The 4,247-nt window shown below is 38.7% G+C and carries 5 protein-coding genes and 1 pseudogene; 5 read left to right on the top strand and 1 reads right to left on the bottom strand.

Annotated features, from left to right (window positions below; genetic code table 11):
- From ADA55_RS28210 to ADA55_RS04290, 3 genes and pseudogenes are all read left to right on the top strand, one after another.
- Positions 1–156: pseudogene (locus ADA55_RS28210) on the top strand (SAM-dependent methyltransferase); the annotation flags it as partial.
- Positions 157–304: 148 nt separating this feature from the next.
- Positions 305–688 carry a cupredoxin domain-containing protein gene (locus ADA55_RS04295; protein ID WP_048679564.1) on the top strand — a complete coding sequence of 128 codons (384 nt, stop codon included), beginning with the start codon at positions 305–307 and terminating at the stop codon, positions 686–688.
- 159 nt (positions 689–847) lie between these two features.
- Positions 848–1,405 (top strand): hypothetical protein, encoded by a 558-nt coding sequence (locus ADA55_RS04290; protein WP_048679562.1) that lies wholly within the window; start codon positions 848–850, stop codon positions 1,403–1,405.
- Between the two features lie 68 nt (positions 1,406–1,473).
- Here the strand turns inward: ADA55_RS04290 and ADA55_RS04285 are convergent, their stop codons facing one another.
- Positions 1,474–2,889, bottom strand: coding sequence for a PQQ-dependent sugar dehydrogenase (locus tag ADA55_RS04285; protein ID WP_048679559.1), 1,416 nt, complete (start codon positions 2,887–2,889; stop codon positions 1,474–1,476).
- Between the two features lie 370 nt (positions 2,890–3,259).
- Here ADA55_RS04285 and ADA55_RS04280 point away from each other — a divergent pair, with 370 nt between their 5' ends.
- Together ADA55_RS04280 and ADA55_RS04275 are read left to right on the top strand one after the other, a co-directional pair.
- Positions 3,260–3,535 carry an ArsR/SmtB family transcription factor gene (locus tag ADA55_RS04280; protein WP_048679554.1) on the top strand — a complete coding sequence of 92 codons (276 nt, stop codon included), beginning with the start codon at positions 3,260–3,262 and terminating at the stop codon, positions 3,533–3,535.
- Between the two features lie 107 nt (positions 3,536–3,642).
- The gene (locus ADA55_RS04275; protein ID WP_048679548.1) at positions 3,643–4,026 is read left to right on the top strand and encodes a VOC family protein; all 384 of its coding nucleotides are present in this window, start codon (positions 3,643–3,645) and stop codon (positions 4,024–4,026) included.
- Positions 4,027–4,247: the final 221 nt, after the last annotated feature.

The following is a 4,247-nucleotide window of genomic DNA, read 5'->3' as shown; positions in this document are numbered from 1 at the left end:
GGGATGAAAATGTTTTTTTATGATTCCGACTCGATTAAACAAGAATTTGGAAATTATGGACTGGTAGAGTTTTCTGAAGTTGTTGAGCCGCATAAGAATGCGGAAAATAAACCTCCATTTAAATTTATAATGGTAAAATGTCAAAAAGGACTATGATACAAAATCATAAGATTGGGCTCCAGAAGATCGTCAATAGTGGCGATCTTTTTCTTTTCACCTATTTGAAAGCGCACTGTAACCAAATTAATAGTAATAATATTTTATGAATTAGAAAAAAATAGGGTAAGGGAAGGAGGGAATGCGAATGTCTGTGAAAAAGTGGGTAACAGGATTGATCGTTGTGCTTGCAACGGTTGTCGTTGTGACAACTCTAGGATCATTCGGCGTATCTGCCGAATCCCGTGTTGTAACTCAGCCTGCGGTGAAATCGATTGAGGTCGAGTTGAACGATGATTTCTTTAATCCGGAAGTCATCACTATTCCGAATGGAACAGCCACAACGTTGATTTTGAAAAACAAAGGTAAGAAAGAGCACACCTTTACAGTGGAAAAGCTCGGAATTGACGCAGAGGTCCAGGCAGGTAAAGAAAAAACCATTACCGTGCAACCGAAACAGCCGGGTACATATGAACTGATATGCCGGTACCATTTCCAGGAAGGAATGGTTGGGAAAGTGATCGTCGAATAAAAGGCAGGGCCAAATATGGCCTTGTTTTTTTATTAGGCAAAGGAAAATCATTTTTCATTTCAGGATATGGGTGTTGGATCATTAATAATGGTTCCACCTCTAATGAATGGCAAATATAATGTATGGTAACGTATAAACCATTTAGAATGAGGTGGAAAGGTGTATTTTTTTAAACCAATTTCTGATGAGGTCCGTTTATCTCAAATCATATTCAATAAACATAAAAAAACGATGAAGCTCATTTTAGTGTCCATTTTTGCTTGTGTCGCTGCCATTCTACAGGCTGCTCCAGGCTTTTTACCAGGTATCGGATATTTTATAAGTCCGCTAGCCACTGCACCTATTCTGTTAGGTTCCATGTTTTCCATTCCATTTGGAGTGATGACCTACCTTTTGACAATTATGTTGTTATTCATCCTACAGCCAACTGAACTCATTGTATTTCCTTTTACCACTGGATTATTGGGTCTTGGCATAGGGACCTCTTTTTCCTTTTTTAGGAAGAGATTAAGTGTTATTGCTGTTGGTGCCATTCTTTTAATGTCAGGCATTATGAGTCTACTATTTATTTTTCACTTTCCGGTTTTAGGTCCAGCCGTGTCTGTTTCCTTTTCAGTTCTTATAACTGGCTTTTTATTAGCTTTGATTTATAGCTGGTTTTGGGTTGAAATGGCTTTAATCATTTTTAAACGATTAAAAATGATTAAAGTTCAGTGAGTCCCCATCACTCGGTTTTAATTTTGATTCATTACATCCAATGAACATGATTAAGTAGAATTTGAAAGTTAGGGTTCAACGATTTCAAAAATCGTACCTTGGTTAAAATCAGTCACTTTCATAGAGCCATAAACCCCTAAATATAGTCTGGTTTGATCCAGGTTCGTTCCCAAATTAACATAATAAGCTGATTGAGACCCAAAATCATAATCGGTTTGTATTACACTAAAATCATTTTGTTGACCATTTGGTCTTATGGTGGTATAAGCTAAAGCCCCTCTTACCTTAGGTTGAGTTTCTTTCCGGGCAAGATCGGTAAACACAACGCTTCCTGTCAAAGCAGGGATTCTTTCCCCCATATAGGCTTGCACTCCTGTAATTGCAGTTCCACTAAACTTATCGGGTCTGGTATCTTCATGAAAATAACTAGTCAAAGGCTGAAGACGGATACCTGAAAGCGCAGCTGCTTCATTGTAATATGCAGTTGTTTTCTCATTCAAATCCGGATTTTCCGTGCACTTTCTTATAATCGAAGCAGGAAAAGCACCTTCCCAACCTCGCCAGCCAAAGTTAATAAATCCTTCTTTGTCAGGTTCGGAATTCATGGAATAAGCTTGAATAAGCTGAGTAACCGGTATTGGTTTATACTGAACGAATGAATAAATCGACTCGACCAAACGCTGTCCGACATTTCCCGCATACTTAATATACTGATTATAAAATCTTTGAAATGAAATGCCTGGTATATTGCGCACCCCTTTGGCCATTACCATGAGCGTTTCCTGAATGGGTGTGGGAAGTTCGTTAAAACGTGTGACAATGGGTGGATTATTGATGTATAGATTCTTGCCTACATCCATTTCGATTATTTTACCGGCGATTTCGAGATCATCCTGGCTTAAGTTAAATGGATCATAGCCTGATCCGCCATCTCCGGTTGTTAAAACAAGTTTTCCTGTTTCAGGTGAAAAGTTTAAACTATTGAACCCATTATGATTTTTAAATGGCCGTCTTAAGTTAAGTAATGTCCGTCGTTTTTGAGGTTGACCATTCGATTGTAAAATCCATTCTTCAATTGTATCAATATGATCATATTTAGTTTCTCTATCCCTCCACCTTAGGTTTAACGTTTTGGGATCACACGGGTCAGGCTTAAAAGATTCAGAAAGAGCACCTGGACCTTGTGTTCCTGCCACTGAATAATGAAGGTAAAACAGGCCGTTATAATAAAATTCGGGATGAAACGCTAGCCCCAGCAATCCCCGTTCATCATATCCGCCGCCAGAAGCACCTAGTTTTAGGATTCGCGGGCGAATATCTAAAAAAGTCCTTATATCTCCGTTTCCTATGTAAAAGATCTCTCCTACCTGGGTTGCAATAAATAATCTTTCAATGGAGTCACCCGGAAGTATAGTCGTTTTCAAAACAGTAGGTAAATTTATCTTACTTACAATGGGCCGTAAACCAACCTTCACTTTTATCAACTGATTTTGATCCCCTTCTTATTGTTTTCTTTAATAAGAATATGATTAGAACTGTCCATTAGTACCAAATAAGGCAGGGGGAATCTGATGAGGCAATGCACTAATTTCGCACGAGCGTAAGTAATCTAAAGGGGTGCGTTACTTAACGGGGCTGTTTAAGATGAAAAACTAAAACCGATACTAAAATTGTCTGCAATTATTGGAGATGAATGAGTGTTGGGGCTATTCATGATGGAGCCTGATGATGGAAATAATAGAACAACATATGTATTTTTGGCTTTCCCGATCAGGAATAGGTGCGATTGACAAGCAACCATAAAGTTGCTTATACTTATTGACATGCAACTGTAGAGTTGCTTATAATTGATGTATGTGGGATAAAGACGCTATATTCAAAGCACTCGGCGATTCGACTCGACGGCTGATATTGGACGAACTATCTGAACGCAACGAGCTGACGTTGTATGAACTTACGGTACGTCTCATTACGAAGCACGACCTTGCCATTTCGCGACAGGCAATCGCTAAACATCTAGCTGCATTGGAAGATGCAGGACTCGTAAAATCAAAACGAAAGGGAAAATATCGAGTACTAATGTTCAACAACGAACCACTTAAAAACTTGCTGAAAGGATGGATAGAGTAATTTTATAAAATCGGAACAGGCTTCTGAAGAATGTGTGGGTTTTTCGGCTTGGAGCCAAATTGTTTGCAGAGCACCAACGTGGTAAATATTAAAGGAGGCAAAAGATTATGAAAATCATTGTTACCAGTTTATTCGTACAAGACCAAGACAAGGCACTGGAATTTTATTCAGAAAAGCTGGGATTTGTAAAAAAGCATGACGTTCCCATGGGGAAATTCAGGTGGATTACGCTTGTTTCTCCCGATGCTCTTGACGGTACCGAGCTTTTACTCGAACCGAATGAGCATCCTGCCGCAAAGGAATATCAAAAGAAGATAGTAGCCGAAGGCATCCCAGCAACAATGTTTGGCGTTGCAGATATTCATCAAGAGTACAAACGGCTATTGGAAAACGGCGTGAAGTTTACGATGGAGCCGACAAAAATGGGCGAAAGCACAATAGCTGTCTTCGATGATACATGCGGCAACCTTATTCAGATAGTGCAGCAGTAACTTTATGTGAAATAGAGGTAAATTTGCCATCTTATAACCCTGTCCTAATTTTAAGACAGGGTTTTATATTTTTGGGGTGTAAAAATAAATGCCAATGTTGTCATTCTCCAATAGAAATGTAACATTTTAAAAAGTTCATAAATCGAAAAAATAACCCCGAAAGATCGGGGTTATTTCAGACTGTAGACAAACTCGATGAAAATCGAGTTTGTCTATTTTTA

Origin of the sequence: Bacillus sp. 220_BSPC, from assembly GCF_001054655.1 — a bacterium.
GTDB lineage: Bacteria > Bacillota > Bacilli > Bacillales > DSM-1321 > Peribacillus > Peribacillus frigoritolerans.
The sequence above is the reverse complement of the archived record's forward strand: the minus strand, read 5'-3'. Positions and strand labels throughout refer to the sequence as shown.

Excerpts from the sequence above, each read along its gene's own strand:
- ADA55_RS04275 (WP_048679548.1), top strand. The coding sequence starts at position 3,643 with ATGAAAATCATTGTTACCAGTTTATTCGTACAAGACCAAGACAAGGCA.
- ADA55_RS04295 (WP_048679564.1), top strand. The coding sequence starts at position 305 with ATGTCTGTGAAAAAGTGGGTAACAGGATTGATCGTTGTGCTTGCAACG.
- ADA55_RS04280 (WP_048679554.1), top strand. The coding sequence starts at position 3,260 with ATGTGGGATAAAGACGCTATATTCAAAGCACTCGGCGATTCGACTCGA.